The following is a 26,604-nucleotide window of genomic DNA, read 5'->3' on the forward strand; positions in this document are numbered from 1 at the left end:
ACCCTCGGCGCCGACGGCTTCGGCTTCTCCGACACCCGCGCAGCAGCCCGCCGCTTCTTCAAGAACGACACCCACTCCATCGTGGTCCGTGCCCTGGAAATGCTGGCGCGCCGCGGCGAGGTGGACGTCGACGCGCCCGTCAAGGCCATTGAGAAGTACAAGCTGCTGAACGTCAACGCCGGCACCACCGGCAACGCGGGCGGCGAGGCGTAGCCTCACCCGGTTCGCAGCAACGGCGGCGGCTCCCTCCGAAAGGCGGGGGCCGCCGTCGTCCTGTTTGCAGCGGGTCCGCGTTGACGGCTGCCGGTGCTGTGATCGGCGACAACGCTGATTGTAGCCTTCGCACAAATGGAGCTTGCGGGGCGCTGGCCGTATGCTCAAAGAATGCCAGCACCAGCAAGCCCGTCCGCGAAGCGGAAACCGTCCCCGCCGAAGGTCACGCCGGAGAAGTCCGAAACGCTCAAACAGCTGCGGGCCAACGTGGGACAGCTTTCCACCACCACCATGCGGAAGCTGGAACAGTCGCTGCCCTGGTACAGCCGGCTCAGTGCCGATGAGCGTTCGGCGCTGGGCATGGTGGCGCAGAACGGCATCGCCGCGTTCGTCACCTGGTACGAGCGGCCCAGCTCGCCGTCGTGGATCCTTACCGACGTTTTTGGAACGGCCCCCACCGAGCTGACCCGTTCGATCAGCCTGCAGAAGGCGCTGCAGCTGATCAGGATCGTGGTGGAGGTGGTGGAGGACCAGGTTCCGGTGATTGCACCGGAGGCCGACCAGCCGTCCCTGCGCGAGGCCGTCCTGCGCTACTCGCGGGAGGTGGCGTTTGCCGCGGCCGATGTCTATGCCCGCGCCGCCGAATCCCGCGGGTCCTGGGACACCCGGCTTGAGGCCCTGATCGTGGATGCCATCCTGCGCGGTGAGAACACCGACGCCCTGCGCTCCCGGATCGCGGCCCTGGGCTGGAAGGCGCAGGAGCGCTTCACCGTCATGGTGGGCAATTCCCCGTCCGAGCCCAGCGCCAGCTACGTCAGCGAACTGCGCCGGATGGCCGGACGGTACGCCGAGGACGCACTGGTGGGCATCCAGGGCGACCGCCTCATCCTCATTCTTGGCGGGGTGCACGACCGCGAAACCGCCTACGTGAAACTCAGCGACATGTTCGCGCCCGGGCCGGTGGTCTACGGCGCCGAGGCAGGTTCGCTGCTGGAAGCGAGCGGTTCGGCGCAGTCCGCGTTTGCGGGCCTGACAGCCGCCCGCGCATGGCCCGCCGCTCCCCGGCCTGTCGCGGCGGACGACCTGCTGCCGGAACGGGTGATTTCCGGCGATGACGCGGCGCGGCGCTCCCTGGTGAAGAACATCTACCGGCCCCTTCTGGCGGCGTCGAACGGGCTGGTGGAGACCCTGGGCACGTACCTGGAACTGGGGCATTCACTGGAGGCCACGGCCAGGGAACTCTTCGTCCATGCCAACACCGTGCGGTACCGGCTCAAGCGCGTCTGCGACGTCACGGGCTGGGATCCGCTGCTGCCGCGGGAAGCCTTCGTCCTGCAGGCCGCCCTCGTTGTGGGCCGTCTTTCCGCTCCGCCCAAGGCCGCCACGGAGCGCCAGGCATCCCGGAACCAAGGCTGACACGTTGTAGACTTCCTACAACCTGACCCCGTGAGCTTGGTGCGGAGAAACACCGCTGGATCACACAGTAATTTGGAAAGCTGGTTACGTGCTTGCAATAGTCTGCCCTGGACAGGGCTCGCAGACCCCGGGTTTTCTGGCCCCCTGGCTGGAACTGCCCTCGGTGGCAGGCCAGCTGGCCTCCCTCAGTGACATCGCAGGCATCGACCTGATCGCTCACGGGACCACCTCCGATGAGGAAACCATCAAGGACACTGCCGTCGCGCAGCCCCTGATCGTGGCCGCCGGCCTGGTCACCGCAGCGTCACTCTTCGACGTCGAGCTCAACTCCCTCCCGGTCATCCTGGCCGGGCACTCCGTGGGTGAAATCACCGCGGCCGCCCTCGCCGGTGTGCTGACGGAGCAGGAAGCCATGACGTTCGTCCGGGAGCGAGCCAACAGCATGGCTGCGGCCGCTGCAGTCACCCCCACGGGCATGAGCGCCGTTGTCGGCGGTGACCCGGCCGAGGTGCTGGCAGCCATCGAGGCCGCCGGAGCTTCCCCCGCCAACGTTAACGGCGCCGGCCAGACCGTCGCCGCCGGAACCTTCGAACAGTTGAAGGCACTGGCCGACAACCCGCCGGCCAAGGCCCGCGTGATCCCCCTCAAGGTGGCCGGCGCGTTCCACACCAGCCACATGTCCCCTGCGGTCAGCGCCCTGAAGGCGCTCGAACCGCAGCTGAACCCGGTTGCCCCCAAGGTGCCCCTGCTGTCGAATTACGACGGCGGCGAGGTCACCGACGGCGGTGCCGCCGTCGAAAGCCTCATTGCCCAGGTGTCCCGCCCGGTGCGCTGGGACCTCTGCATGGACGCCATGGTCAAGCGGGGCGTCACCGGCGTCATCGAACTGGCCCCCGCCGGCACCCTGGCCGGCCTGGCCAAGCGCGGGATGCCCGGCGTCAAGACCGTCGCGGTCAAGACCCCCGACGACCTGTCCGCAGCCCTGGCGCTCTTCGCGGAACTGGAAGGCGACGCATGAGCGCCCCCACCCTGAAGCAGGCTCCCCTGCAGGAGCACACCCGGATCCTCGGGCTCGGGGCCTACCGGCCGGACGTCATCGTCACCAACGAGGACGTCTGCCAGTGGATCGACTCCTCCGACGAGTGGATCCGCCAGCGCACCGGAATCGTCACCCGGCACCGCGCGCCCGCCGGCGTCAGCGTGATCGACATGGCCGAAGGCGCCGCCCGCGAGGCCATGGAGAAGGCCGGCATCGAGGCCTCCGAACTCGGCGCCGTCATCGTTTCCACCGTGACCCACCCTTACGCCACGCCCTCCGCGGCAGCCAGCCTGGCTGACCGGCTGGGCGCCACCCCCGCACCGGCCTTCGACATCTCGGCCGCGTGCGCCGGCTACTGCTATGGCATTGCCCAGGCCGATGCCCTGGTCCGCTCCGGCGCCGCAAAGTACGTCCTGGTGGTGGGCGCAGAGAAGCTTTCGGATGTCATCGACAACCGGGAACGGACCATCTCCTTCCTGCTCGGCGACGGCGCGGGCGCAGTTATCGTCGGGCCTTCCGACACGCCGGGCATCGCACCGTCCGTGTGGGGTTCGGATGGCAGTAAGTGGAACGCGATCGGCATGACGCGGTCCCTGCTGGATGTCCGGGACCTCGGCCTGGCGGCGCGGCAGTCCGACTCCACCGGTGACCTTGCCCTCCTCGAGGAGGCACAGGAGCTCTACCCCACGCTTCGCCAGGACGGCCAGACGGTCTTCCGCTGGGCGGTGTGGGAGATGGCCAAGGTGGCCCAGCAGGCACTTGATGCCGCTGGCATCACGGCCGAAGACCTGGTGGCGTTCATTCCCCACCAGGCCAACATGCGCATCATCGACGAGATGGTGAAGAAGCTGAAGCTGCCCGAGACGGTTACAGTGGCACGGGACATTGCCGACGCCGGCAACACGTCCGCTGCCTCGATCCCGCTCGCAACGCACCGGCTCCTGCAGGAGAATCCGGCGCTGAGCGGCGGGCTGGCCCTGCAGATCGGTTTCGGCGCCGGGCTGGTCTTCGGTGCGCAGGTAATAGTCCTTCCCTAAGTACGCCAAGGGTCCGCAACCGCGGCCCGGACCGTTTCCGGCAGCCCCTGCCGGCAATACAAGAAAAGGAGCCATCAATGGCTAGCAACGAAGAGATCCTGGCCGGCCTGGCTGAAATCGTCAACGAGGAAACCGGCCTGGCCCCCGAGGCCGTCGAGCTGGACAAGTCCTTCACCGAGGACCTGGACATCGACTCCATCTCCATGATGACCATCGTGGTCAACGCCGAGGAAAAGTTCGGCGTACGCATCCCGGACGAAGAGGTCAAGAACCTCAAGACCGTCGGCGACGCCGTCAGCTTCATCGCCGGAGCGCAGGCCTAGTCAAGGCTCCCGCCGTCTATGCGGCTTTGGCGGGCTGCCGGTCCGGACTGACCGGACCGGCAGCCCGCCGCATTTATCCGGCACAATCCCCCGACCGGGACTGGGCCGATCATCAACACGTGCGGGACCCTGCGGATGACGCAGGCGGAATCCCCACCGACGAAAGAGTGATCCCATGACACGCAAAGTAGTCATTACCGGTCTGGGCGCCACCACGCCCATCGGCGGCGATGTACCCACCATGTGGAACAACGCCCTCAAGGGGGTCTCCGGTGCCCGCACCCTCGAGGACGACTGGGTAGCCAAGTACGAACTTCCCGTCCACTTCGCCGCCCGTTGCAGCACCCCGGCCCTGGACGTGCTCAGCCGCGTCGAGGCCAAGCGCATGGACCCCTCCACCCAGTTCGGCGTCATCGCCGCACGGGAAGCCTGGGCGGATTCCGGCATCACCGAAATCGACCAGGACCGGCTCGCCGTCGCTTTCGCCACCGGCATCGGCGGCGTCTGGACGCTGCTGGACGCCTGGGACACCCTGAAGGAAAAGGGCCCCCGCCGGGTCCTGCCCATGACCGTCCCCATGCTCATGCCCAACGGCGTCGCCGCAGCCGTGAGCCTGGACCTGGGCGCCCGCGCCGGTGCCCACACGCCCGTATCGGCCTGCGCTTCCGGCACCGAAGCCATGCACCTCGGCCTGGAACTGATCCGTTCCGGCAAAGCCGACGTAGTCATGTGCGGCGGCGCCGAGGCAGCCATCCACCCCATGCCGCTGGCAGCCTTCGCCTCGATGCAGGCCCTGTCCCGCCGCAATGACGAGCCAGAGCGCGCGTCCCGCCCCTACGACACCGCACGTGACGGCTTCGTCATGGGCGAAGGTGCCGGTGCCCTGGTCCTGGAGGCCGAGGAACACGCCCTGGCCCGTGGTGCACGCATCTACGCCGAGCTCGCCGGCACGTCGGTCACCGCGGACGCCTACCACATCACGGCTCCGGATCCCGAAGGCCTCGGTGCAACCCGCGCCCTCAAGGCCGCCATGTTCGATGGCCGGATCCAGGCAGAGGACGTGGTGCACGTCAACGCGCACGCCACCTCCACGCCCGTTGGCGACAAGCCGGAGTACACGGCCCTGCGTGCTGCTTTGGGCACCCACGTGGACAACGTGGCCGTCTCTGCCACGAAGTCCCAGATGGGCCACCTGCTGGGCGCCTCCGGTGCGGTCGAAGCCGTCCTGACCGTGCTCGCCGTCCACGAGCGGAAGGCACCGGTCACTATCAACCTCGAGAACCAGGACCCCGAGATTCCGCTTGACGTGGTGACCACGGCCCGCGACCTGCCCGCCGGAAACATCGTGGCACTGAGCAACTCATTCGGCTTTGGTGGCCACAACGCCGTGGTGGCAATCCGCAGCGTCTAGGTTGTTTTGACCGGGCAAGCCCCCGGATGCAGGAGGAGGCCCCGCCGTCTTGGCGGGGCCTCCTCTTTGCTATGGAAGTGGTGTTGCTGCGTTCCCCGGGAAGGGACGTACGACGGCGGTCAGCCCACCTGGTGGAGCCAGCGGACAGGCGCGCCCTCAGCGGCGTGCCGGAAGGGTTCGAGCTCTTCGTCCCAGGCTTCGCCCAGGGCGAGGGAGAGCTCGTGGTAGACGGCCGCGGGGTCGCCGGCGCCGGACTCATAGGCGTAGCGGATGCGGTCCTCGGACACCATGATGTTGCCGTGGACGTCAGTCACGGCATGGAAAATTCCCAGCTCGGGTGTGTGCGACCACCGGCCGCCGTCCACGCCCTGGCTCGGCTCCTCCGTCACCTCGTAGCGGAGGTGCGCCCAGCCGCGGAGGCAGGACGCCAGCTTCGACCCGGTGCCGGGTGCGCCCGTCCAGGAAAGCTCGGCCCGGAACATTCCGGGCGCGGCAGGCTGCGGGGTCCACTCAAGGTCCGTCCGCTTGTCCACCACGGCGCCGACCGCCCACTCAACGTGGGGGCACAGCGCCGTAGGGGCTGAGTGGACGAACAACAGACCGCGGGTCATTGCAACAGACATTCCATCCTCCATAGCTCTAGGTACGTCTTCCCCAACGACCTGTGCCTGGATGAACTGCCGTGCCCTGTACTGCGGCGGTGGTTCCCTGCGCGGTATTCAGATGTGTCCAGAATGTATCAGATTAAACAGTGTCCGGACTTGCCGCGCCGCATCAAGCTCAGGAGCTTCAAGCGGCACTTGAAAGTTGCCGGACGTGACTCTTATTGTGCCGTACCCCGTGGAATTACGCCAGTGCGATTAGCCACAGTGCTCAGGCCCGCGGATGGGCCTGCTGGTAGCTCCTTCGCAGGCGGTCGACAGAGACATGCGTGTAGATCTGGGTGGTGGCCAGGCTGCTGTGGCCCAGTATTTCCTGCACCGCCCGCAGGTCCGCCCCGCCGTCGAGCAGATGGGTGGCCGCGGAGTGCCGCAGGGCGTGGGGGCCGGACGCCGAGGTGTCCCCGAGCTCCCCGAACAGGCTGTTGACCAGGGCGCGGACCTGCCGCTGGTCCACCCGCCCGCCGCGGGCGCCGAGGAACAGGGCGGAGCCACTGGTTTCCCTGGCCAGCAGCGGGCGGCCGCGCCGAAGCCAGTTGTCAACCGCCAGGGCTGCGGGAACACCGAACGGGACGGTGCGCTCCTTGTTGCCCTTGCCAAGGACGCGGAGGGTGCGGCGGTCCGGGTCGAGGTCGTCGACGTCCATCCCGGCAAGTTCACCGACCCGCACCCCGGTGGCGTACAGGAGCTCCACCATGGCCCGGTTGCGCACCGCAAGGGGTTCGCCCTCCGCAGCTGCCGCTTCGAGTTTGTCCAGCAAGCGGGTCAGCTGGGATGCCTGCAGGACCCCGGGGAGGGAGCCTTCCCGTTTCGGCGCCTTCAACCGCAGTGCCGGGTCCACTTCGATCAGTTCCTCCCGCAGGGCCCACGCGGTGAAGGTGCGGGCCGTCGCGGAGCGGCGTGCCAGGGTTGCCCGTGAGGCGCCGGCCTGGCTCTGGCTGCCCAGCCAGCGCCGCAGGGTGCCCAGGTCCAGGTCCCGGGGCCCGGCCGCACCTTCGGAGGCAGCATGGGCCAGGAAACTGTGCAGGTCACCGAGGTACGCCCGCCGGGTGTGCTTCGATACGGCCCGCTCCCCCGACAGGTATGCCGAAAAGGCATCGAGGGCCGCACTGAGTTCGCGCGGCAGTTCGTCACGTTCCATCCCTCCACTGTCTCAGCTGGCTCCGCTGATCCCGGGGTGGACACGGTCATCCCTTGCCCCGTTTCCAGCCGCCGCGCTCGGACACCGCGAGGCCCAGCAGTCCGAGCCGGCCAAGGCCTGCCCGCACTGATTCCTGGCTCAGGCCAGCCACCGAGGACAGTTTCTCCACGGAGGTGGTGGAACGGAGAGGCAGTGCGTCGAGGAGGATCAGGTCCTCCAGGGTGAGCCCGTCCTGGACGGCCGGTTGTGCTTGCCGGGGTTCGGGCAGCTCCGCGCCGCTGGGGCCGGCCAGCTCCGCGACTTCGGCCGCATCGGTGACGCAGACGGCTCCCCCCTCCCGAAGGAGCCGGTGGCAGCCGGCGGAGTTGGCGCTGTGCACGGACCCGGGGACGGCTCCCACGGCACGGCCCAGGGCCTCGGCGTGATGGGCGGTGTTCAGCGCACCGGACCGCCACCGCGCCTCGACCACAACGGTCACGGCCGACAGCGCCGCGATGAGGCGGTTTCGCTGCAGGAACCGGTACCGTGTGGGAGCCGATCCCGGGGGTACCTCTGCCAGGACCGCGCCCTGGTTGGCGACCGCGCGCAGCAGGTCCTCGTTGCCTGACGGGTAGAACCGGTCCACGCCGCCGGCCATGACGGCAATGGTCGGCATGGCGGAGGCGGCCCCGGCCAGCGCGGCACGGTGCGCGTGGGCGTCGATTCCGTAGGCGCCGCCGGAAACCACCGTGAAGCCCCGCTGCGCCAGGGAGTAGGCGAGGTCGCCTGTCACCGATGCCCCGTAGCTGGTGCTGTCCCGGGATCCGACCAGCGCGATGGACTTCGCGGCCGGAGGCAGAGGCTGCTCATGGCCCCGCCACCAGAGGCAGATGGGCTCCTGGATTCCCAGCTCCCCCAGTTGCGCCGGCCACAGTCCGTCGGAGGGAATGATCAGCCGGCCGCCCAGGCGTGCCATGGTGGCGAGGTCCCGTTCGGGTGCAACGTCCGGCAGCCGCGGCTGCCAGCGCTTGAGCGCCGCTGCCAGGCCGGCCCAGCTGCCGCCGGCGCCACTGTCCGCCAGCAGTGTGGTGATTTCCTGCTCCAGCCCGGGGCCGGCCTTCACCTGCCCGCTGGCGATCCGCAGGGCGTCTGTTGCTCCCGTAAGCTGCACGAGGGCCAGCCCGGCCGCGTCCTGCGGCTCCATCAGGCGGGACAGGGCCGCCCGCGCCAACCGTTCGGCTTCCAGAGGTGCCTGGGTGGACTGCGTCATGATGCCCCGTTCCGTCGTGGCGCCGGGCCGCGTCATGCCGCCACCGCCGCAGCCTGCCGCAGGCCCAGGGCCTGCCCAATATCATTCACATCAGGAGTCTGCCGATGCCCCAGGTCGGCCAGCGTCCATGCCAGGCGAAGGACCCGGTCATAGCCCCTGGCCGTCAGGACGCCCCGTTCGAGGGAAAGGTCGAGGATCCGGGTGGCGGCCGGCGCCAGCCTCAGCTCCCCGCGAAGGATCCGGCCAGGCACCTGGGAATTGGTTTCCAGGCCGAAACAGCGCAGCCGCTCGGACTGGCGTGCGCGTGCCCCCAGGACGCGGGCGGCAACCGCGGCCGTGTCCTCCTCCGCACCCGCCTGCCCAAACCCGGCCAACGAAACCCTCTCCACCTGCAGCTGGATATCCACCCGGTCCAGGAGGGGCCCGGACATCCTGGCAAGGTACCGGCGGCGCATGACAGGGGTACACGTGCAGTCCAACCCTCTGCCCGAGGCCTTGCCGCACGGGCACGGATTCGCTGCCAGGACCAGCTGGAACCGGGCAGGGTAGGCGGCGGTCCCGGCCGAGCGGTGTATCACCAGTTCACCGCTCTCCAGCGGCTGCCGCAGGGCATCCAGGACGCGGCGCTCGTATTCCGGCGCCTCGTCCAGGAACAGCACGCCGCGGTGGGCCCGGGAGGCCGCCCCAGGCCGGGGCAGCCCCGAACCCCCGCCGATGATGGCCGCGGCAGTCGCGGAGTGGTGCGGGCTCTCGAACGGCGGCCGGCGCAGGAGCTGGACCTGGGACGCCGGCAGGCCGCAGAGCGAATGGATGGCCGTGACCTCCATGGACTCGTGGTCCCCGAGGTCCGGCAGGAGTCCGGGCAGCCGTTCCGCCAGCATGGTCTTACCGGCGCCCGGAGGGCCGGTGAGCAGCAGATGGTGGGCACCCGCGGCCGCGACTTCCAACGCCCGCCGGGCATCGCCCTGGCCTGAAACGTCGGCCATATCAGGGCACGGGCCGCTGTCGGCGGGGCCGCCAACAGCCTCCTGGGCGTCGTCCGGTTCAAAATCCAGGTCCAGTTCCTGGGGGTCTGCCCCGAAATCGAGCACGAGCCTGGCCAGCGTGCGGTAGCCGCGGACCTTCGCGCCGGGAACCAGGGACGCCTCGGCAAGGTTGGCCTGCGCCACCACGATCTCCGGGTAGCCGGCCTGCACGGACGCCATCACGGCAGGAAGGATCCCCCGGACCGGGCGCAGCCGGCCGTCAAGGCCCAGTTCGGCGATGAAGACGGCCCGCCCGGTAGGCTTGATGTCCCCGGCGGCCCGGAGTACGGCCATGGTGACCGCGAGGTCGAAGCCCGAGCCCCGTTTCGGCAGCGACGCCGGAATGAGGTTGGCCGTGATCTTCCTGCGGCTCAGCGGAATCCCCGAATTCCTGGCGGCCGACCGGATCCGTTCCTTCGCTTCGTTCAAGGAGGCATCGGGAAGTCCCAGGATCACGAAGGCGGGAAGCGTCTGGCCGATGTCCGCTTCGACTTCCACCATGTAGCCGTTCAGGCCGACAAGAGCGACAGAGTACGTCCTCCCCAACGCCATCACCCCACCCCCTTGAGGTGTTCCAGCGTCGGCTCGCCGCCGCCGTCGTCCACCACCGCGATGACGTCCACGCGGCGCAGGGGCATCCGCAGCTCCCGGTCCCGGCACCATGCCGCACCGAGCCTGTGCAGCCGGGCGAGTTTTTCCGGGCCCACCGCTTCGAACGGATGGCCGTAGTCCAGCGACCGGCGGGTCTTCACCTCGGCAATGACCAGGGCGTCGCCGTCGAGGGCCACGATGTCTATCTCGCCCTCGCTGCAGCGCCAGTTGCGTTCCACGACCAGCATGCCAAGTGCTTCGAGATGGCCGGCTGCGAGGTCTTCGCCACGCCGGCCCAACAGATCCTTCGATTTCATCTCCACCTCCGCGTCCAGCCTGCGCGGGTGCGGCTGCGGAGGACAGGCGGTTTCTGTCCTATGTGGACAGGCCCGGGTGTGGAGGAAAGGTCGGGTTGGCGCTAGTTGCCCAGGTCCACGTCCTTGGGCAGCGCAAGTTCCTCGTTGCGCGGCAGTTCCTCGACGTTGACGTCTTTGTAGGTCAGGACCCGGACGCTTTTGACGAACCGCGCCGAGCGGTAGACATCCCAGACCCAGGCATCCTGGAGCGTCAGGTCAAAGTAGACTTCGCCGTCGGCGCTGCGCGCCTGGAGGTCCACGTGGTTGGCGAGGTAGAAGCGCCGCTCGGTCTCGACAACGTAGCTGAACAGGCCGACGACATCGCGGTATTCACGATAGAGCTGAAGCTCCATGTCGGTTTCATAGTTCTCAAGATCCTCAGCACTCATGCTTCCATCTTGCACCATCTCCGGCACGGCTGGCGCCGCGCAGGGGAAGTCAGGCTTCTCCGGTGCCGTCCGTGTCAGCGTCGTCGGGGCCCTGCAGTTCGCCGCCGAGCAGCCGCCAGCTCACGCGGTGGTAGGGCGTGGCGCCTGCCGCCCGCAGGACATCCCGGTGTGCCGCGGTAGCGTATCCCTTGTTGATGTCCCAGCCGTAGGCCGGGTACTCGTGGTGGAGTTCGCGCATCTGCCGGTCACGCTCCACCTTCGCGATGACACTGGCCGCCGCCACGCTCAGGCACTGCATGTCCGCCTTGATCCTCGTGTGGACCGGCGCATCGCAGTGCGCCTCCGGCACAGGCTGGTCGAACAGCGAGGGCTGTTCTGCCGGGGAAAGCCAGTTGTGGCTGCCGTCCAGCAGCACCATGTCGGGGAGGACGCCGGCGGCCAGCACGCTCTGCCAGGCCCGGGTTCCGGCGAGCCGCAGGGCTGCGATGATCCCGAGGGCGTCGATTTCCCCGGCCGTGGCGTGCCCCACCGCCGACGCCACGCTCCAGCGGCGCACCAGGGGCTCGAGCCGTTCGCGTTCGGCGGGACTGAGCAGCTTGCTGTCGCGGACACCTGCCAGCGGCTTCTGGCGTTCGAGGTCCACGACGGCGATGCCCACACTGACCGGCCCGGCGAGGGCGCCGCGGCCCACCTCGTCCACTCCTGCGAGGAAGCGGATGCCCTGCGCCTTGAAGGAGCGCTCGTGCCTCAGCGTGGGGGCCTTCCCGGCGGCAGCCGGTGTCTTCGGGGATCCGCTACGCGTCCGTGCGGCCGCTTTTTTCGGCGGTGCCTGAAGGGGTGCGGCAGGTACTGCGGATGACATGGTCAGCGGGGCGCCGGCACGTTGCGGAAAACGTCCGGGTAGTTGTCCAGGGTCTTGATCCTGTTCAGCGGCCATGCGATGACGGCGGCCTTGCCTTCGAGGTCCTTGAGGTCGATGAACCCGCCATCGGTCTCCATGTGCGCGCGGGAGTCAGCGGAGTGGTTGCGGTTATCGCCCATGACCCACACCTTGCCTTCGGGGACGGTGACGTCAAAGTTGCGGACCTGCGGGACTTCGGCGGGGTTGATGTAGGCCTCGTCGACGGCAGTGCCGTTGATAGTCAGTTTACCGCCGGCGTCGCAGCACACGACGTGGTCACCCGGCAGGCCGATGACGCGCTTCACCAGATGCTGCTCGGAGTTGTCCGGCAAGAGCCCCACGAACGTCAGCCCGTCCTGGACCCAGGTGAACGGACCCTCCGTCTTCGCGGGGGCGGCCGGCAGCCAGCTTTTGGTGTCGCGGAACACCACGACGTCGCCGCGGCTGAGCGCAAACGGCTCTGGAACCAGGAGGTTGACGAAGATCCGGTCGTCCACGTCGAGGGTGTTCACCATTGACTCGGACGGAATGAAGAAGGCCCGGAACAGGAAGGTCTTGATGAGGAAGGACAGCACCACCGCGATCACCACCACCGTGGCGATCTCCTTCAGCCATCCGAGGAGGGGGTTGCCGGCGGGCTTGCCTTCTGCCCTGGCCGCAGCCCTGCCTTTCGCGTGCGCCGGTGCCGCGCCGGGCGCCTCCGGGGCCGGAACGGCGGGGAGCTCCGATGCGCCGTCATGGCGGGGCTCGGGATTCGGCGCGTGGTTCTCGGGCATTTACCGTCCGTTCTCTGTCGTCGGCCCCGCTGCGGGCGGCCGGGATACTGGAGCAAATCTATCAAGGGGCCACAGGATCTGGACCGGCCGGCCGATCACCCGGCCCAGCGGGACCATGCCGCCGCCCGGGGCGCCGAGCAGGCTGCGGGAATCCGCGGAGACCGACCGGTGGTCCCCCATCAGCCAAAGCCTGCCGTCGGGCACTACGGCGGTGAACTTCTGCGTACTGGGGGCCTCGCCGGGGAAGATGTAGGGCTCATCGAGCGGTACACCGTTGACGGTGATCTTCCCGCCGGCGTCGCAGCAGGCCACGGTGTCGCCGGGAACCCCGATCACGCGTTTGACGTAGGTGGTGTCGCTGCCGGTGAGTCCCAGCCACTGGGTAAACGCGGCGGCGGCATCCACCACGGGGCCCTTGCCGCTGTTCAGCGGGGCGAACGTTCCGCGCCCGTCAAAGACCACGATGTCCCCCCGCCGGACGGGTTCGGCCTGGAAGTCGGTCCGGGAGACCAGGATCCGGTCCCCGTCTTCCAGGAGTGGCTCCATGGAGTCCGAGGGGATGAAGTAGACATCCAGCCACAGCGACCGGACCAGCCCGCTGGCCGCGACCGCAAGGACCAGCGCCAGGAACGCAAAACGCCAGCCCATTGTGCGGGGCTGGCGTTTTGTCTGGTCCATGGTCCGTAATCCTGGCGCTGGTGCGTGGCTCCGGCGCTGCCGGCACGGCCGCGTTCCAGAATGGTGCAGGTCCGAAAGGACTTACTTGGCGGCGGTGAAGTCGCGCTTTTCCTTGATCTTCGCGGCCTTGCCACGCAGTGCACGCATGTAGTACAGCTTGGCGCGGCGGACGTCACCCTTGGTGACAACCTCGATCTTTTCGATGATCGGGGAGTGCACCGGGAAGGTACGCTCCACGCCCACACCGAAGGAGACCTTGCGGACCGTGAAGGTTTCGCGGACGCCGTCGCCCTGGCGGCCCAGGACGAAGCCCTGGAAGACCTGGACACGGGTGTTCTTGCCTTCGATGATGTTCACGTGCACCTTGAGGGTGTCGCCCGCGCGGAACTCGGGAACATCGTTGCGCAGCGACGCTGCATCGACGGAGTCGAGAATATGCATGATTGCACTCCTGGTGAACGCCACAGGTCATTCACTTTGGGTCACGGCTGCAGGCCCGGCTGCTGGAGAGCGCACCGGTAATTGCCGCCGAAAATTAAGTGGTCCGGCCGCTTCAATGGTTGACGGGGCCGGTTGCCTTGCTGTTGGCCGCGCTACCCCCTGTGGCAGGTGCGGACCCAGCAGACACAAGGGTTAATTTTGCCACAGCGGCCGGGCAACAGCCAATCGGCAGGCCCGGCATCGCCCGGCCTGCACCGGGACTGTCAGTCCCGTTCTCCGCCTGCGGCATCCGGGCGGCGGGCCAGCCTGCCGTCCACCACGTCGTACCCCAGGTCCTGCAGGGCGGTGCGGTCGGCACGCGGGAGACTGCCGGCGTCGAACCCTTCCAGCAGGTCGGGGCGGCGCTCCGCCGTCCGGCGGTACTGTTCGTGGCGGCGCCACTGCGCGATCCTGCCGTGGTTGCCGCTGAGCAGCACTGCCGGCACCTCACGGTCCCGCCAGACGGAAGGTTTTGTGTAGACCGGGTATTCGAGGAGGCCGTCCGAGTGGGACTCCTCGACCAGGGACTCCGGGTTGCCCACCACGCCCGGCAGGAGGCGCCCGATGGCCTCCACCATCGCCAGGACCGCCACCTCGCCGCCGTTGAGCACGTAGTCGCCCAGGCTGACGGGACGAACGGTGAAATGCTCCTGCGCCCATTCGATGACGCGCTCGTCGATGCCTTCGTAGCGGCCGCAGGCGAACGCCAGGTGCTGCTCCTCCGCCAGTTCGTACGCGAGGGCCTGGGTGAACCGCTCCCCTGCCGGCGACGGCACAATCAGGACGGGCTTTTGCTGCGGATCCTGCCGGCCCTGCGCCACCGCGGACAGCGCCTGGGCCCAGGGCTCGGGCTTCATGACCATGCCGGCGCCGCCCCCGTAGGGCGTGTCGTCAACGGTGCGGTGCCGGTCGGTGGTGAAGCTGCGCAGGTCATGGACGTGCAGGTCCAGGATTCCGTCGTGGCGGGCCTTGCCAATCAGGGACAGTTCAAGGGGCGCCAGGTACTCGGGAAAGATGCTGACGACGTCGATCCGCACCTTAGTCCCTGCCTTCAGGGCCGTCGGTGCCGGCTTCCTCGGAGTTCAGTTCGAAGAGTCCGTCCGGCGGGGTGAGCAGGACGAAGCCTTCCTCGATGTTCACTTCGGGCACGATCTGCTCCACGAACGGGATGAGGATCTCGTCGCCGGCGGGGGTGGTGACCATGAGCAGGTCCTGGACGGGCATGGTGTTCAGCGCCGTCACCTTGCCGACCACCTGTGAGCCGACCCGGGCCTCCAGGCCTACCAGCTCGTGCTCGTACCAGCCCTCGTCGTCGTCCTCGTCGAGCTCCTCGGTTTCGATGAAGAGCTTGGCGCCGCGCAGTGTCTCGGCCCGGTTCCGGTCCGCCACCTCCTCGAAGCCCAGCAGCAGGATGTCCTTGTTCCAGCGCGCGCTCGAGACGGTCAGCGGCCCGGAGGAGGCCGGCTCAACGACGAACTGCGTGCCGGGCACGAACCGGTCCCCAGGGGCGTCGGTCAGGACCTGGACCGTGACTTCCCCGCGGATTCCGTGCGGCTTGCCGATCCGCGCCACCTGAAGCTGCATGTATTCCCCTGTTCCGGATTGTGGTGTCTTTTGGTGAAGGCACCGTGTTGGTGAAAGCAGTCCGGCCCCTCCACCTGCAGGTGGAGGGGCCGGAGGAAAAGCTGTTGTTGCCAGGCGCTCAGCGGCGGCGGTCGGTGTCGACGACGTCGACCCTGACCGGTTCGCCGCCGGCCAGCGCTGCCACCACGGTGCGCAGTGCGCGCGCCGTGCGGCCCTGGCGGCCGATCACCCGGCCAAGGTCATCCTGATGAACCCGTACCTCGAGGGTGTCCCCGCGGCGGTTGCTCTTCGAGCTGACCTTGACGTCGTCCGGGGAATCGACGATCCCGCGGACCAGGTGTTCCAGCGCTTCTGCCAGCAATTTACTCAGCCTCGGTGGTCTCAGCTTCGGCGTCGGCCGGAGCCTCGGCAGCGTCAGACTTGGAAGCCTTCTTGGTGATGGCTTCCGGGATGATGACGGAGCCCTTCTCGGGGGCAACAAAGGCTTCCTTCTCGACCTTGGTCTTGAGGGTGCCTTCCTGGCCCGGCAGGCCCTTGAACTTCTGCCAGTCACCGGTGATCTTCAGGATCGCGGCAACCTGCTCGGACGGCTGGGCGCCGACGGACAGCCAGTACTGTGCACGCTCGGAGTTGACCTCGATGAACGAGGGCTCCTCGGTGGGGTGGTACTTGCCGATTTCCTCGATGGCGCGGCCGTCACGCTTGGTGCGTGAGTCGGCGACGACGATGCGGTAGTACGGGGCGCGCATCTTGCCGAAGCGCTTAAGGCGAATCTTTACGGCCACTTTTGTGGTCACTCCTGTTTCAGAAAAGGGGTGAACCCGGCTTTCTGCACCCGTGGGGCGGGCCATACTTGGGGGTTCGAAGGACAGGATCCGGACACGGAGAGAGGGGCCGCGCGGATCGAGTACCTGACCATTGTGCCAGATCAGTGGCGTTAATTCGACTTGGCGGCCGTCACACGGTTCAGGCGGACCAGACGTACAGGCCCGTGCGTTCGGAATCGCCGATTCCGGCGGCCAGCTCCGCCAGCTGCTGGACGTAGTCCCGGGCCTGGACGGCGCCGAAGGGCATGTCCTCCTGGGCGGCCCACTGCTCGGCAACGTCGTCAAGGACGTTGCCTTCGCCCTCGGTCTCATACGTGAGCAGGTCGGCCAGGGCGCGGACCATGGCGGCCGGCACGGCAAGGAGCGAGTCGCTGGCCACATCCACCATCGTCAGCTCGTAGTCGGCCCCGCCGGCGTGCACCGCGGTTCCGGCGAGGTCGCCCAGCTGCTCCACTTCAAAATCGCTGATCCCCTGGATCCGCACGGCCTGCCCGGCAGGCGCTGCGGCGGCACCGCCGCGTCCTTCGTCGAGGACGCCGGCGCGTTTCAGTGCTGCGTCATGGGTGGCGACAAAGATCTCAGTGAAGCCCATGGGATGTGCCCTTCTTCCGTCGGCAAAGCTGCATTCCGGGCGCCGCTGGCCGCCCGGGTGTACGGCATCAGCCTAGTAGCTGCGGGCAGGGCCACGCACGCATGGCCCTACCGGATGGCCACGCGGAGCTTGTTGCGCCACGGATCCTCAAAGCGGAGTTCGGCGCCGGTGTGGTGGGCTGGCACTCCGGCGACCTTGAGCCGGTCAGCCAGCGCCCCGACGTCGTCACCGGCGGGAACTTCGATGAGCACCTCGCCCAGGCCAAGCGTGTCCTTGCGGGGACCGGCGCCGCGGCTGTTCCAGACGTTCATGGCCATGTGGTGGTGGTAGCGCCCGGCGGAGACGAACAACGCCTGGCCGTGCCAGCCGGCGGTTTTTTCGAAGCCGAGTGTTCCGACGTAGAAATCGCGCGCGGTCTGCACGTCGCCCACCTGCAGGTGCACGTGCCCGACGCCGGCGGCCGTGGCGCGCTGGCTTTCAAGTGATTCCTCGGTGAGGTGCTGTTCGAGGTACCGCTGCGGCGGCAGGGCCAGGCTGTCCATGACGACGTCGGTCCCGTTCCATGACCAGTTGCTGCGGGGCCGGTCCCAGTAGAGCTCGATGCCGTTGCCTTCGGGGTCGGTGAAGTAGAAGGCCTCGCTGACGAGGTGGTCGGCGCTGCCGGTGAAGGCCCGCGGCTCGTACTGCGCGGCGGTGGCAATGGTGGCCGCCAGGGACGCCTGGTCCTCGAAGAGCAGCGCGGTGTGGAAGAGGCCCGCCTCGCCCCTGCCGGGGAGGTTCAGGCCCGGGGCCGGCGCGAGGTGCACCAGCGGCTTCCGGAGCCGGCCCAGGTACAGTCCCCCGTCCTGTTCCGCCACGACGTCAAGGCCGAGGGCGCGCTGGTAGTAGTCGGTCATGACCTTCATGTCGCCCACCTTGAGCATGACGGTGCCCATGGCGAGGTCGGCGGGTAGGAGGTCCTGGGTGGTGGCTTCTGCAGTCATTGAATGCTCCCTGTGGTGCGGGCCCTCCGGATGAGGTGTCCACCCATTAAAATTACTTGAAGCTTCAATTTATTCCAAGTGCCGGGCAGGGAATCTCCGGCGGCTTCGGCTCACCGGATGAGCCGGCCGCCGAGCACGACGTGCGCAAGCGCCCTGACCGTCTCTGGCACTGCCCGCGGGTCCTCGGCGCACACCACGACGTCGGCCCGGGCACCTTCGGCGAGATTGTCCCCTCCCAGCCACGTACGGGCTGACCAGCAGGCCGCGTCCAGGGCGGCGGCCATGGGGAGGCCGGCGGCGTGCAGGGCCAGGATTTCGTCCGCAATCCGGCCGTGGCGGATGACGCTGCCGGCGTCCGTGCCGGCGAAGATCCGCACGCCGGCTTCATAGGCCTCCGCTACCCGTTCGGCCCGGCGTTCCCAGAGCGCCCGCATGTGGGCGGCGTAGCGGGGAAACTTCGGCTCCGCCTGCGCGGCGATGTGGGGGAATGTTGCAATGTTGACCAGGGTGGGCACGATCGGCACACCCTGCTCCGCGAAGCGCGGCAGGTGCCGGGGCAGGAGCCCGGTGGCATGCTCGATGCAGTCGATGCCGGCGTCGAGCATCTGGTCGAGGGTGTCTTCGGCGAAGCAGTGGGCCGTTACCCGGGCGCCTTCGTCATGGGCGGCCTGGACGGCATCGCGTACGACGGCGGCGGGAAAGGACGGCGCCAGGTCACCGATGCCCCTGTCGATCCAGTCCCCCACCAGTTTGACCCAGCCGTCGCCGTCGCGCGCCTGCTTGCGGACGGCCTCGACGAGGCCGTCCGGCTCGACTTCCTCCGCGAACCCCCGCAGGTAGCGCCGCGTCCGCGCAATATGCCGGCCGGCACGGATGAGGACGGGGAAGTCCCGGCCGCCCTGCATCCAGCGGGTGTCCGCGGGCGAGCCCGCGTCCCGGACCAGGAGTGTTCCGGCGTTGAGGTCTGCCCTGGCCTGCTCTTCAGCGGTGGCGGAGTCGACGGGCCCGCCGGGGCCGAGGCCAATATGGCAGTGGGCATCCGCGAACCCCGGCAGCACCCACCCGTCGAGGATCCGGCCAGGCGGTGATGCAGGGCGGCTGAACGTGAGCCGGCCATCGACCGACCAGAGCCCGTGCTCCACGCTCTCCGGGCCGGTCAGGATGGGGCCGCTGAACTCGATGACTTCTGGCATCGGTACTTCCTTTCGCTGCCCGCACAGGCTAGCACCGGGGAATGTTACGGGGCTCGCTGCGGGGCGTGTGGTAGCTTCGTTCCTGACCACACGGGTGCCCCTGCAGGGGCTGAGATCGGGCTGACGCAGCCTGCGACCGTTGAACCTGTCCGGGTAATGCCGGCGAAGGAAGTGAGTATTCCTTGAGTACACAAAACACCCAGTTGAACCCTGCCCGGATCCCGGCCGGGGAGTCCGCGGAAGCACCGCAGGTGACCCAGTCCCTGAAGTCGCATTCGCTGGCGTACATCGAAGACGCCGGGTCCGGGATCCGGGTCCCGGTGACCGAGATTGCGCTGCAGGATTCGCCGAACGGCCAGCCCAACCCTCCCTTCCGGACGTACCGGACTGCGGGCCCGGGCAGCGACCCGGTACGCGGCCTGCAGCCCTTCCGGGAGCAGTGGATCGCAGAGCGCGGGGACACCGAAGCGTACAGCGGCCGGGAGCGGAACCTGCTCGACGACGGCCGCTCGGCGCTGCGCCGCGGCGCCGCCTCGGCAGAGTGGAAGGGCGCGCAGCCGGTGCCCCGCCGCGCCGTCGAAGGCCGCACGGTGACCCAAATGCACTATGCCCGGCAGGGGATCATCACGCCGGAAATGCGGTTCGTGGCGCTTCGGGAGAACTGCGACGTCGAACTGGTCCGCAGCGAGCTGGCCGCCGGCCGGGCGATCATCCCCAGCAACATCAACCACCCCGAATCCGAGCCGATGATCATCGGCAAGGCCTTCCTGGTGAAGATCAACGCCAACATCGGCAACTCTGCGGTCACCAGCTCCATCGCCGAAGAGGTGGACAAGCTGCAGTGGGCCACCCAGTGGGGCGCCGACACGGTCATGGACCTGTCCACCGGCGACGACATCCACACCACCAGGGAGTGGATCATCCGCAACTCCCCCGTGCCGATCGGCACCGTTCCCATCTACCAGGCCCTGGAAAAAGTCAACGGCGAAGCGAACGCCCTGACCTGGGAGATCTTCCGCGACACCGTGATTGAACAGTGCGAGCAGGGCGTGGACTACATGACCATCCACGCCGGCGTGCTGCTGCGTTATGTGCCGCTGACCGCCAACCGGGTCACGGGCATCGTCTCGCGCGGCGGGTCCATCATGGCCGGCTGGTGCCTTGCACACCACCAGGAGAACTTCCTCTACACCCACTTCGACGAGCTCTGCGAAATCTTCGCCAAGTACGACGTCGCGTTCTCCCTGGGCGACGGCCTGCGCCCCGGTGCCACCGCGGACGCCAACGACGCCGCCCAGTTCGCCGAGCTGGACACCCTGGCAGAGCTCACCCAGCGCGCCTGGGAATACGACGTCCAGGTGATGGTGGAAGGCCCCGGCCACGTGCCGTTCCACCTGGTCCGCGAAAACGTGGAGCGCCAGCAGGAACTCTGCAAGGGCGCCCCGTTCTACACCCTGGGCCCCCTGGTGACCGACGTCGCCCCCGGCTATGACCACATCACCTCGGCCATCGGCGCCACGGAAATCGCCCGGTACGGCACCGCGATGCTCTGCTACGTCACCCCGAAGGAACACCTGGGCCTGCCCAACAAGGACGACGTGAAGACGGGCGTGATCACCTACAAGATCGCGGCCCACGCCGCGGACCTCGCCAAGGGGCACCCGGGCGCGCACGAACGGGACGACGCCCTGTCCAAGGCCCGCTTCGAGTTCCGCTGGCGGGACCAGTTCGCGCTGTCCCTGGACCCCGAGACGGCCGAGGCGTTCCACGACGAAACCCTTCCGGCCGAACCGGCCAAAACGGCCCACTTCTGCTCCATGTGCGGGCCGAAGTTCTGCTCGATGCGGATCAGCCAGGACATCCGGGACGAATACGGGTCGGCCGATTCGCAGGCGGCGCTGGCGGAAATGGCATCCGGAATGCGGGAGAAGAGCGAGGAGTTCCTCGCCGCCGGCGGCAAGGTCTACCTTCCTGAACTGAAGGTGCCCGCGGGCAGCTAGGACGCCCGGGCCGGTTCGCTCCGGCTGACCTCGCCAATGAACTGCCGGATGGCGTGGTCGCCGTCCTGCGAATCATGGGGCCGGTGCCCGCCCGCGGCAACGCGGTGCCGGGCGCCGGTCTCCCGCAGGTAGCCCGCAATCTCCTCGTACAGCGGCTCCCAGCCCCCGGTCAGGACAAGGGTGGGAACGCCCGGAACGATGTGCAGCGGCGCCTCCCATGAGGGTACCTGGAGCCGCAGCCTCCGGGCGGAGCGCTTTTCCTCTGCGGTGGCCGGCTGTTGCAGGTCCGTGGCGTAGACGCGGCGGACGAACTCGCGCTGGAAGTCCTCGTCGCCGAGCTGGTGCCGGACCTCCAGGAGGGGCCGCATCAGGCTGATGTGCGCCGCAGTGGCCGGCAGTTCGGCGGTCAGCGAGAGGCACGCCGGTTCCACCAGGGTCAGGGAATATACAAGGTCGGGGCGTTCGACGGCGGCCATCATGGCGGCGATGGCCCCCTGGGAATGTGCCACCACATGTCCCCCGGCAGCTCCCCGGCCGTCGTCGGCCAGTGACCGCAGCACGATGTCCATGTCCTCCGTGAAAGAGGACTCCGCGGGTTCGGCGACGGGGTCGTACCCGTGCCGGCGCAGGAACAGGGCATCGTAGGACAACGCCATGCCGTGCTGGCGCGGCCACGCTGCGGCACCGAAGCTTCCGGCGCCGTGCACGAACACTACCCTCTGCTTGAACATCTCCCAACCCTATTCCACGGCACCGACATCCCAAGTAGGTAGCGCCAAGTGTCGTTTTGAACGCTCAAAACGACACTTGGCGCTACTGAGTTGGGCCGCTACTTGCCGAGGAACTTGTCGAAGCCCTTGGGCAGGTTCAGCTGGGAGGGATCGAAGTCGCCACCCTGCTGGCCGAACGCTGCACCGGTGGGCAGCGCCTTGGACGCGTTGGCACGGCGCGCCTCGGCCTCCTTGCGCTCCTGCGCCGCCTTGGCCGGGTTGCCGGACTTGGCCTTCTTCTTCGGGGCGTTCTTGGCATTCTTCCGCGCCCCGCCGCCGGCGCCCGGAAGGCCGGGCATCCCGGGCATGCCCGGCATGCCGCCCTGGGCCATCTTCTTCATCATCTTCTGGGCCTGGGCGAAGCGCTCCAGCAGGCCATTGACCTCGGAGACGTGGACGCCGGAACCGCGGGCGATGCGTGCCCGGCGGGAGCCGTTGATGATCTTGGGCGCCACCCGCTCGTGCGGCGTCATCGAGCGGACGATCGCTTCGACACGGTCGATTTCGCGCTCGTCGAACTGCTCAAGCTGCTGGCGGATGTTTTGCGCGCCCGGCATCATCATGAGCATCTTCTTCATGGAGCCCATGTTGCGGATCTGCTGCATCTGGGCCAGGAAGTCCTCGAGGGTGAAGTCTTCCTGGTCGGCGAACTTCTTCGCCATCCTGGCCGCTTCATCCTTGTCCCAGGCTTTCTCGGCCTGTTCGATGAGGGTGAGGATGTCGCCCATGTCCAGGATGCGCGAGGCCATCCGGTCGGGGTGGAAGAGTTCGAAGTCGTCCAGGCCTTCGCCCGTGGAGGCGAACATGACGGGCTTGCCGGTGACCGAGGCGACGGACAGCGCCGCACCGCCGCGGGCGTCGCCGTCGAGCTTGGACAGCACGATGCCCGTGAAGTTGACGCCGTCGTCAAAGGCGAGCGCCGTGTTCACGGCGTCCTGGCCGATCATGGAGTCGATCACGAAGAGGACTTCGTTCGGGACGATGGCGCGGCGGATCTGACGGGCCTGCTCCATCATGTCCGCGTCGATGCCGAGGCGTCCGGCGGTGTCGACGATGACGACGTCGTGCAGCTTCTGGCGGGCTTCCTCGACACCGGCACGGGCGACGGCGACGGGGTCGCCGGCCGGCTGGTCCAGTTCCTGGGAGGTGGCGCCGGGGTGCGGGGCGAAGACCGGCACGTTGGCGCGCTGGCCTACCACCTGGAGCTGCGTGACGGCGTTTGGGCGCTGCAGGTCGCAGGCCACCAGCATGGGGCTGTGGCCCTGGGCCTTCAGCCACTTGGACAGCTTGCCGGCAAGGGTGGTCTTACCGGCACCCTGGAGGCCGGCGAGCATGATGATGGTGGGGCCGTTCTTCGCCAGCCTGATCCTGCGGGTTTCGCCGCCGAGGATCTCCACGAGTTCCTCGTTGACGATCTTGACGATCTGCTGGCTGGGGTTCAGCGCCGCCGCAACTTCGGCACCGAGGGCGCGTTCGCGGACCCGGCCGGTGAATTCACGGACGACCGGGACAGCGACGTCGGCATCCAGCAGGGCGCGGCGGATCTCCCGGACGGTGGCATCGACGTCGGCCTCCGTCAGGCGGCCCTTGCCGCGGAGATTCTTGAAGGTTGCTGTCAACCGGTCAGAGAGTGAATTGAACACGCGCCGTGAACTTCTTTCAGGAGATGATCGGGACTCGACTATCTAGGGTACCAAGTCGGGCCAGGTAGATGGCATGCTGGCCAGATGACGAGCCAGACAACTGTGAAGACGTTGCTCATCCTTGGTGCCTCCGGCGACCTGACCGGCCGGCTGCTGCTGCCCGGGCTGGCCCGCCTGGTGGCCGCGGGCCGGGCGGAGGGCCTGCGGCTGGTGGGGGCGGGCTCGGACCCGTGGACCCCCGAACAGTGGCGGGAGCGGGTGCAGGCTTCCTTTGGCCCCGCCGCCGGCGCTGCCGATGCAGATGGCAAGGAATCGCTCGCGGCGCTGCAGAAGGATACGGTCTACCACCAGCTGGACGTGACGGCCCGGGGCCAGCTGGCACGGCTGCTGGCGGACCTGCCGGGGCCGGTGGCCGTCTACTTTGCACTCCCGCCGCGGATCAGCCAGCAAGCCTGCGAAACGCTCAGCCCGGAGGAGGTGCCGGAGGGCACCCGACTGGTGATGGAGAAGCCGTTCGGTTCCAGCGAGGAGTCAGCCCGCTCCCTGAACCGGACCCTGGCCCGTCTGGTCCCGGAAGAGCACATCCACCGCGTTGACCACTTCCTGGGCAAGGCCACTGTCCTGAACATCCTCGGGCTGCGGTTCGCCAACAACTTCCTGGAGCCGGTGTGGAACCGGCAGCACGTGGAAAAGGTGGAGATCTTCTTCGACGAGAACCTGGCGCTGGAAGGCCGTGCCAGGTACTACGACGGCGCCGGGGCCCTGCGCGACATGATCCAGAGCCACCTCCTGGAGGTCATGGCCCTGATGGCCATCGAGCCTCCCGCCACCATCGGCGAGCGCGACCTGCGCGACGCCGTATCCACGGTCCTGCGCGCCAGCAGCGTCCGCGCGCCCTTCAGCGGTTCAACGCGCAGGGCGCGGTACACGGCCGGCACGGTGGCGGGCAAGGACGTCCCCGACTACGCCAGCGAGGAAGGCGTGGACGCGGGGAGGGAAACGGAGACGCTGGCCGAGATCCGGGTGGACATCGACAACTGGCGCTGGCGCGGCGTGCCGTTCATCCTGCGCTCCGGCAAGGCCCTGGGCGACAAGCGCAAGGAGGCAGTGGTGACGTTCCTGCCGGTACCCCACCTCCCGGACGGCTTCACGGGCGTGGACTCGCCCAACCAGCTGCGGATCGGTTTCGGCCCTGACACGCTGGCGTTCGACGTCGACGTCAACGGACCGGGGAACATCTTCAGCCTGGGCCGGGTCACCCTGGAGGCCGAATTGAGCGCCTCCGACCTCCTCCCCTACGGCGAGGTCCTCGAGGGCGTCCTGACGGGCGATCCGCTCCTGTCCGTGCGCAGCGACACGGCGGAGGACTGCTGGCGGATCGTGGAACCGGTGCTGAAGGCATGGGGGAACGGTGAGGTGCCGCTGGAGGAGTACGACGCCGGCTCGGCTGGCCCGGCGTCCTGGCCCACCAACCGGCGCAAGGACTAAGCAGCCCAGCCGGCGCCGCGAAGGCGGCGTCAGAGGCAGCCTTAACGCCGAAACAGGACGGGGCGGGAACCTTCCGGTTCCCGCCCCGTCCTGTTTTTCCTTGCCCTAGATCGCGGCTACTCCGCGTTCACCGGTGCGGACCCGCACTGCCTCGTGGACGTCGATGGTCCAGACCTTGCCGTCCCCGGCACGGCCGGTGTTGGAGCTGGCGATGATGACGTCCAGGATGTCATCCGCCTGTTCATCGGTGGCCAGGACTTCAACCCGGATCTTCGGCAGCAGGTCCACGTTGTATTCGGCTCCGCGGTAGACCTCGGTGTAGCCTCGCTGCCGTCCGTATCCGCTGGCTGCGCTGACCGTCAGGCCCTGTACGCCGTAGGCTTCCAGTCCTTCCCGGATGGCTTCGAGCTTTTCCGGCCTGACGATTGCGGTGATCAGTTTCATGCCCCCACGCTTTCCTTACCTGTTGCTGACTGGCTCTGCTGCGCACCCTGTGCCTGGGCGGATTCCGCCTGGGCCTTGCCGGTGATCATGTCGTGCAGCGGCTGGAAGCTTCCGCCGTGGCCGCTGAGGCCGAATTCGTAGGCGGTCTCGGCGTGCAGGCTGAGGTCCACACCCACCGTTTCCTGTTCCTGGGAGACCCGGAAGCCCATGGTCTTGTGGATGGCCAGCGCGATGATGGCCGTCAGGACTGCCGAGTAGGCGATCGCGATGCCGGCTGCTGCCAGCTGGGCCCAGAGCTGGGTCAGTCCGCCGCCGTAGAAGAGGCCGCCGCCAACACCGTCGGTGGGCAGGGCGATGAAGCCCAGGGCCACGGTGCCGATGATGCCGGAGACCAGGTGGACGCCGACGACGTCGAGCGAGTCGTCGAAGCCCCAGCGGAACTTCAGGCCGACTGCCAGGGCGGAGGCCACACCGGCAACGACGCCGAGGCCAAGTGCACCGACCGGGCTGACGTTGGCGCAGGCCGGGGTGATGGCAACGAGGCCGGCGACGACGCCGGACGCGGCGCCCAGGGAGGTGGGGTGGCCGTCGCGGATGCGCTCGGTCACCAGCCAGCCGAGCATGGCGGCAGCCGGGGCTGCGAGGGTGTTGATCCAGATGAGGCCGCCCTGTTCCGCCGTGGTGGCGGCGCCGCCGTTGAAGCCGAACCAGCCGAACCACAGGATGGCGGCGCCCAGCATGACGAACGGAATGTTGTGCGGGCGGTGGTTGGGGTCCTTGCCGAAGCCCTTGCGGTTGCCGATGATCAGGACCAGGATCAGCGCGGCCACACCGGCGTTGATGTGGACAACGGTGCCGCCGGCGAAGTCGATCGCGGGGCCGAGAGCCTTTCCGATGGCGCCTTCGGGGCCGAACAGGCCGCCGCCCCAGACCATGTAGGCCAGCGGGCAGTAGACCAGCGTGACCCACACGGGAACGAACACGGACCAGGCACCGAACTTGGCGCGGTCGGCGATGGCGCCGCTGATCAGGGCGACGGTGATGATGGCGAACGTGGCCGCGTAGCCGACCTTGATCAGCCCGTCGGGCGTGGTAATCCCCTCAAGCCCGAAGGTAGCGAACGGGTTGCCCACGATTTCCAGGAACCCTTCGCCCGAGCTCATGGAGGCGCCCCACAGGACCCACACAACGCCGACCATGCCGATGGAGATGAAGCTCATCATCATCATGTTCAGTGCTGCCTTGGCGCGGGTCATGCCGCCGTAGAAAAATGCCAGACCGGGTGTCATGAACAGCACGAGCGCTGCCGCCACCATGACCCAAACGTGACCTGCGGTAAGTTCCATGGTGCACGTCCTCTCTCATCGAATCTTGCGGATCGCTCCGCCTGCCAACG

29 protein-coding genes and 1 riboswitch are annotated in these 26,604 nt (G+C 68.1%); of the genes, 8 read left to right on the forward strand and 21 right to left on the reverse strand.

Going from position 1 to position 26,604, the window contains the following annotated elements:
* The 6 genes from ACYSM9_RS09960 to fabF form a co-directional block, all read left to right on the forward strand.
* Positions 1 to 213: hypothetical protein (locus tag ACYSM9_RS09960; protein ID WP_461856806.1), on the forward strand; the 213-nt coding region annotated here is incomplete at its 5' end.
* 171 nt (positions 214 to 384) lie between these two features.
* On the forward strand, positions 385 to 1,629 hold the full coding sequence (locus tag ACYSM9_RS09965) for a PucR family transcriptional regulator (RefSeq protein ID WP_461856807.1): 1,245 nt from the start codon (positions 385 to 387) through the stop codon (positions 1,627 to 1,629).
* A gap of 88 nt (positions 1,630 to 1,717) precedes the next feature.
* Positions 1,718 to 2,647, forward strand: a complete 930-nt coding sequence (locus tag ACYSM9_RS09970) for an ACP S-malonyltransferase (RefSeq protein WP_461856808.1) — start codon at positions 1,718 to 1,720, stop codon at positions 2,645 to 2,647.
* Positions 2,644 to 3,705, forward strand: a complete 1,062-nt coding sequence (locus ACYSM9_RS09975; protein ID WP_461856809.1) for a beta-ketoacyl-ACP synthase III — start codon at positions 2,644 to 2,646, stop codon at positions 3,703 to 3,705. The genes ACYSM9_RS09970 and ACYSM9_RS09975 overlap by 4 nt, the downstream gene beginning before the upstream one ends.
* A 77-nt stretch (positions 3,706 to 3,782) precedes the next feature.
* A complete protein-coding gene (locus ACYSM9_RS09980; RefSeq protein WP_009359314.1) occupies positions 3,783 to 4,028 on the forward strand; it encodes an acyl carrier protein in 246 nt (81 codons plus the stop codon).
* A gap of 175 nt (positions 4,029 to 4,203) precedes the next feature.
* On the forward strand, positions 4,204 to 5,439 hold the full coding sequence (gene fabF, locus ACYSM9_RS09985; RefSeq protein WP_461856810.1) for a beta-ketoacyl-ACP synthase II: 1,236 nt from the start codon (positions 4,204 to 4,206) through the stop codon (positions 5,437 to 5,439).
* A gap of 119 nt (positions 5,440 to 5,558) precedes the next feature.
* Here fabF and ACYSM9_RS09990 read toward each other — a convergent pair whose 3' ends face one another.
* From ACYSM9_RS09990 to ACYSM9_RS10070, 17 genes are all read right to left on the reverse strand, one after another.
* Positions 5,559 to 6,062 (reverse strand): DUF3145 domain-containing protein, encoded by a 504-nt coding sequence (locus ACYSM9_RS09990; RefSeq protein WP_221386888.1) that lies wholly within the window; start codon positions 6,060 to 6,062, stop codon positions 5,559 to 5,561.
* Positions 6,063 to 6,312: 250 nt separating this feature from the next.
* Entirely contained in the window at positions 6,313 to 7,239 is a 927-nt protein-coding gene (locus tag ACYSM9_RS09995) for a tyrosine recombinase XerC (protein ID WP_461856811.1), read from the reverse strand.
* A gap of 46 nt (positions 7,240 to 7,285) precedes the next feature.
* The gene (gene dprA / locus ACYSM9_RS10000; protein ID WP_461856896.1) at positions 7,286 to 8,488 is read right to left on the reverse strand and encodes a DNA-processing protein DprA; all 1,203 of its coding nucleotides are present in this window, start codon (positions 8,486 to 8,488) and stop codon (positions 7,286 to 7,288) included.
* 32 nt (positions 8,489 to 8,520) lie between these two features.
* Positions 8,521 to 10,065 carry a YifB family Mg chelatase-like AAA ATPase gene (locus tag ACYSM9_RS10005; protein ID WP_461856812.1) on the reverse strand — a complete coding sequence of 515 codons (1,545 nt, stop codon included), beginning with the start codon at positions 10,063 to 10,065 and terminating at the stop codon, positions 8,521 to 8,523.
* Positions 10,065 to 10,421 (reverse strand): YraN family protein, encoded by a 357-nt coding sequence (locus ACYSM9_RS10010; RefSeq protein ID WP_221386885.1) that lies wholly within the window; start codon positions 10,419 to 10,421, stop codon positions 10,065 to 10,067. Before ACYSM9_RS10010 ends, ACYSM9_RS10005 begins: the two co-directional genes overlap by 1 nt.
* Positions 10,422 to 10,522: 101 nt before the next feature.
* Positions 10,523 to 10,849 (reverse strand): DUF2469 domain-containing protein, encoded by a 327-nt coding sequence (locus ACYSM9_RS10015; protein WP_221386884.1) that lies wholly within the window; start codon positions 10,847 to 10,849, stop codon positions 10,523 to 10,525.
* Between the two features lie 49 nt (positions 10,850 to 10,898).
* A complete protein-coding gene (locus ACYSM9_RS10020) occupies positions 10,899 to 11,711 on the reverse strand; it encodes a ribonuclease HII (protein WP_461856813.1) in 813 nt (270 codons plus the stop codon).
* 2 nt (positions 11,712 to 11,713) lie between these two features.
* Positions 11,714 to 12,526 carry a signal peptidase I gene (gene lepB / locus ACYSM9_RS10025; RefSeq protein ID WP_461856814.1) on the reverse strand — a complete coding sequence of 271 codons (813 nt, stop codon included), beginning with the start codon at positions 12,524 to 12,526 and terminating at the stop codon, positions 11,714 to 11,716.
* Positions 12,527 to 13,204, reverse strand: coding sequence for a signal peptidase I (lepB, locus tag ACYSM9_RS10030; protein ID WP_461856815.1), 678 nt, complete (start codon positions 13,202 to 13,204; stop codon positions 12,527 to 12,529).
* An 81-nt stretch (positions 13,205 to 13,285) separates the two neighbouring features.
* Positions 13,286 to 13,645, reverse strand: a complete 360-nt coding sequence (rplS, locus tag ACYSM9_RS10035) for a 50S ribosomal protein L19 (RefSeq protein ID WP_221386880.1) — start codon at positions 13,643 to 13,645, stop codon at positions 13,286 to 13,288.
* 263 nt (positions 13,646 to 13,908) lie between these two features.
* Positions 13,909 to 14,721 (reverse strand): tRNA (guanosine(37)-N1)-methyltransferase TrmD, encoded by an 813-nt coding sequence (trmD, locus tag ACYSM9_RS10040; RefSeq protein ID WP_461856816.1) that lies wholly within the window; start codon positions 14,719 to 14,721, stop codon positions 13,909 to 13,911.
* A 1-nt stretch (position 14,722) separates the two neighbouring features.
* Positions 14,723 to 15,268, reverse strand: coding sequence for a ribosome maturation factor RimM (gene rimM, locus ACYSM9_RS10045; protein WP_461856817.1), 546 nt, complete (start codon positions 15,266 to 15,268; stop codon positions 14,723 to 14,725).
* Positions 15,269 to 15,386: 118 nt separating this feature from the next.
* Positions 15,387 to 15,629, reverse strand: coding sequence for an RNA-binding protein (locus tag ACYSM9_RS10050; protein WP_013601399.1), 243 nt, complete (start codon positions 15,627 to 15,629; stop codon positions 15,387 to 15,389).
* A gap of 1 nt (position 15,630) precedes the next feature.
* Positions 15,631 to 16,053, reverse strand: a complete 423-nt coding sequence (gene rpsP, locus ACYSM9_RS10055; RefSeq protein WP_043453174.1) for a 30S ribosomal protein S16 — start codon at positions 16,051 to 16,053, stop codon at positions 15,631 to 15,633.
* A 181-nt stretch (positions 16,054 to 16,234) separates the two neighbouring features.
* Entirely contained in the window at positions 16,235 to 16,687 is a 453-nt protein-coding gene (locus tag ACYSM9_RS10060; RefSeq protein ID WP_461856818.1) for a hypothetical protein, read from the reverse strand.
* 107 nt (positions 16,688 to 16,794) lie between these two features.
* Positions 16,795 to 17,670, reverse strand: coding sequence for a VOC family protein (locus ACYSM9_RS10065; protein WP_461856819.1), 876 nt, complete (start codon positions 17,668 to 17,670; stop codon positions 16,795 to 16,797).
* 110 nt (positions 17,671 to 17,780) lie between these two features.
* Positions 17,781 to 18,863: an amidohydrolase family protein gene (locus ACYSM9_RS10070; RefSeq protein WP_461856820.1), complete on the reverse strand. Its 1,083-nt coding sequence runs from the start codon at positions 18,861 to 18,863 to the stop codon at positions 17,781 to 17,783.
* An 80-nt stretch (positions 18,864 to 18,943) separates the two neighbouring features.
* Positions 18,944 to 19,051, forward strand: a riboswitch (TPP riboswitch).
* Here ACYSM9_RS10070 and thiC point away from each other — a divergent pair.
* A complete protein-coding gene (gene thiC / locus ACYSM9_RS10075) occupies positions 19,046 to 20,863 on the forward strand; it encodes a phosphomethylpyrimidine synthase ThiC (protein ID WP_461856821.1) in 1,818 nt (605 codons plus the stop codon). Its footprint overlaps the riboswitch before it by 6 nt.
* Here the strand turns inward: thiC and ACYSM9_RS10080 are convergent.
* Both ACYSM9_RS10080 and ffh read right to left on the reverse strand, forming a co-directional pair.
* The gene (locus ACYSM9_RS10080; RefSeq protein ID WP_461856822.1) at positions 20,860 to 21,594 is read right to left on the reverse strand and encodes an alpha/beta hydrolase; all 735 of its coding nucleotides are present in this window, start codon (positions 21,592 to 21,594) and stop codon (positions 20,860 to 20,862) included. The genes thiC and ACYSM9_RS10080 overlap by 4 nt on opposite strands.
* Before the next feature lie 98 nt (positions 21,595 to 21,692).
* Positions 21,693 to 23,276, reverse strand: coding sequence for a signal recognition particle protein (gene ffh / locus ACYSM9_RS10085; protein ID WP_461856823.1), 1,584 nt, complete (start codon positions 23,274 to 23,276; stop codon positions 21,693 to 21,695).
* Between the two features lie 84 nt (positions 23,277 to 23,360).
* Here ffh and ACYSM9_RS10090 point away from each other — a divergent pair, with 84 nt between their 5' ends.
* Positions 23,361 to 24,764: a glucose-6-phosphate dehydrogenase gene (locus tag ACYSM9_RS10090; protein ID WP_461856824.1), complete on the forward strand. Its 1,404-nt coding sequence runs from the start codon at positions 23,361 to 23,363 to the stop codon at positions 24,762 to 24,764.
* Between the two features lie 105 nt (positions 24,765 to 24,869).
* Here ACYSM9_RS10090 and ACYSM9_RS10095 read toward each other — a convergent pair whose 3' ends face one another.
* Together ACYSM9_RS10095 and ACYSM9_RS10100 are read right to left on the reverse strand one after the other, a co-directional pair.
* Positions 24,870 to 25,208, reverse strand: coding sequence for a P-II family nitrogen regulator (locus ACYSM9_RS10095; protein WP_043453189.1), 339 nt, complete (start codon positions 25,206 to 25,208; stop codon positions 24,870 to 24,872).
* Positions 25,205 to 26,554, reverse strand: a complete 1,350-nt coding sequence (locus ACYSM9_RS10100) for an ammonium transporter (protein WP_461856825.1) — start codon at positions 26,552 to 26,554, stop codon at positions 25,205 to 25,207. Before ACYSM9_RS10100 ends, ACYSM9_RS10095 begins: the two co-directional genes overlap by 4 nt.
* Positions 26,555 to 26,604 lie beyond the last annotated feature (50 nt).

This window comes from Arthrobacter sp. C152 (assembly GCF_054890965.1).

What these genes read in the sequence shown, in the direction of transcription:
- ACYSM9_RS09965 (WP_461856807.1), top strand. Translation starts at nt 385, where the DNA reads ATGCCAGCACCAGCAAGCCCGTCCGCGAAGCGGAAACCGTCCCCGCCG.
- ACYSM9_RS09975 (WP_461856809.1), top strand. Translation starts at nt 2,644, where the DNA reads ATGAGCGCCCCCACCCTGAAGCAGGCTCCCCTGCAGGAGCACACCCGG.
- ACYSM9_RS09980 (WP_009359314.1), top strand. Translation starts at nt 3,783, where the DNA reads ATGGCTAGCAACGAAGAGATCCTGGCCGGCCTGGCTGAAATCGTCAAC.
- fabF (WP_461856810.1), top strand. Translation starts at nt 4,204, where the DNA reads ATGACACGCAAAGTAGTCATTACCGGTCTGGGCGCCACCACGCCCATC.
- ACYSM9_RS09990 (WP_221386888.1), bottom strand. Translation starts at nt 6,062, where the DNA reads ATGTCTGTTGCAATGACCCGCGGTCTGTTGTTCGTCCACTCAGCCCCT.
- ACYSM9_RS09995 (WP_461856811.1), bottom strand. Translation starts at nt 7,239, where the DNA reads ATGGAACGTGACGAACTGCCGCGCGAACTCAGTGCGGCCCTCGATGCC.
- dprA (WP_461856896.1), bottom strand. Translation starts at nt 8,488, where the DNA reads ATGACGCAGTCCACCCAGGCACCTCTGGAAGCCGAACGGTTGGCGCGG.
- ACYSM9_RS10005 (WP_461856812.1), bottom strand. Translation starts at nt 10,065, where the DNA reads ATGGCGTTGGGGAGGACGTACTCTGTCGCTCTTGTCGGCCTGAACGGC.
- ACYSM9_RS10010 (WP_221386885.1), bottom strand. Translation starts at nt 10,421, where the DNA reads ATGAAATCGAAGGATCTGTTGGGCCGGCGTGGCGAAGACCTCGCAGCC.
- ACYSM9_RS10015 (WP_221386884.1), bottom strand. Translation starts at nt 10,849, where the DNA reads ATGAGTGCTGAGGATCTTGAGAACTATGAAACCGACATGGAGCTTCAG.
- ACYSM9_RS10020 (WP_461856813.1), bottom strand. Translation starts at nt 11,711, where the DNA reads ATGTCATCCGCAGTACCTGCCGCACCCCTTCAGGCACCGCCGAAAAAA.
- lepB (WP_461856814.1), bottom strand. Translation starts at nt 12,526, where the DNA reads ATGCCCGAGAACCACGCGCCGAATCCCGAGCCCCGCCATGACGGCGCA.
- lepB (WP_461856815.1), bottom strand. Translation starts at nt 13,204, where the DNA reads ATGGACCAGACAAAACGCCAGCCCCGCACAATGGGCTGGCGTTTTGCG.
- rplS (WP_221386880.1), bottom strand. Translation starts at nt 13,645, where the DNA reads ATGCATATTCTCGACTCCGTCGATGCAGCGTCGCTGCGCAACGATGTT.
- rimM (WP_461856817.1), bottom strand. Translation starts at nt 15,268, where the DNA reads ATGCAGCTTCAGGTGGCGCGGATCGGCAAGCCGCACGGAATCCGCGGG.
- ACYSM9_RS10060 (WP_461856818.1), bottom strand. Translation starts at nt 16,687, where the DNA reads ATGGGCTTCACTGAGATCTTTGTCGCCACCCATGACGCAGCACTGAAA.
- ACYSM9_RS10065 (WP_461856819.1), bottom strand. Translation starts at nt 17,670, where the DNA reads ATGACTGCAGAAGCCACCACCCAGGACCTCCTACCCGCCGACCTCGCC.
- ACYSM9_RS10070 (WP_461856820.1), bottom strand. Translation starts at nt 18,863, where the DNA reads ATGCCAGAAGTCATCGAGTTCAGCGGCCCCATCCTGACCGGCCCGGAG.
- ACYSM9_RS10080 (WP_461856822.1), bottom strand. Translation starts at nt 21,594, where the DNA reads ATGTTCAAGCAGAGGGTAGTGTTCGTGCACGGCGCCGGAAGCTTCGGT.
- ACYSM9_RS10090 (WP_461856824.1), top strand. Translation starts at nt 23,361, where the DNA reads ATGACGAGCCAGACAACTGTGAAGACGTTGCTCATCCTTGGTGCCTCC.
- ACYSM9_RS10095 (WP_043453189.1), bottom strand. Translation starts at nt 25,208, where the DNA reads ATGAAACTGATCACCGCAATCGTCAGGCCGGAAAAGCTCGAAGCCATC.
- ACYSM9_RS10100 (WP_461856825.1), bottom strand. Translation starts at nt 26,554, where the DNA reads ATGGAACTTACCGCAGGTCACGTTTGGGTCATGGTGGCGGCAGCGCTC.